The sequence below is a fragment of the Falsihalocynthiibacter sp. S25ZX9 genome, from assembly GCF_041205405.1.
Taxonomy (GTDB): Bacteria; Pseudomonadota; Alphaproteobacteria; order Rhodobacterales; family Rhodobacteraceae; genus Falsihalocynthiibacter; species Falsihalocynthiibacter arcticus.
Genome location: NZ_JBGFCD010000254.1, coordinates 1 through 299 on the forward strand (window position 1 = coordinate 1; position 299 = coordinate 299).

Below are 299 nucleotides of genomic sequence, written 5' to 3' on the forward strand. Positions count from 1 at the left end.
CAGCGTAAATTTCCCCCTGCTGTTTGCAAATCTCTGGTCAATCATCGGCCTTACGCTCGGATTGATTGCGATCAAAGCTGGTGTTCTCTTTGTTCTGGGCGTTTTGTTTAAACTCTCTGGAAGTGATCGCTGGCTGTTTGCTATGGGCCTTGCGCAGGCGGGTGAGTTTGGGTTCGTTTTACTGTCCTTCACCGTTGGCGCGAACGTCATTCCCGCAGAAATCGCGTACCAGTTGTTGCTCGTTGTGGCGCTGTCGATGCTCCTGACGCCGGCTTTGTTCATTCTGTACGATCGTGTGA

At 51.8% G+C, this 299-nt stretch carries 1 protein-coding gene; it reads left to right on the forward strand.

Going from position 1 to position 299, the window contains the following annotated elements; genetic code table 11:
* Window positions 1–299, forward strand: a 299-nt coding sequence (locus AB9F29_RS22140; protein WP_369757281.1) for a cation:proton antiporter, incomplete at both ends; no start/stop codon positions are given.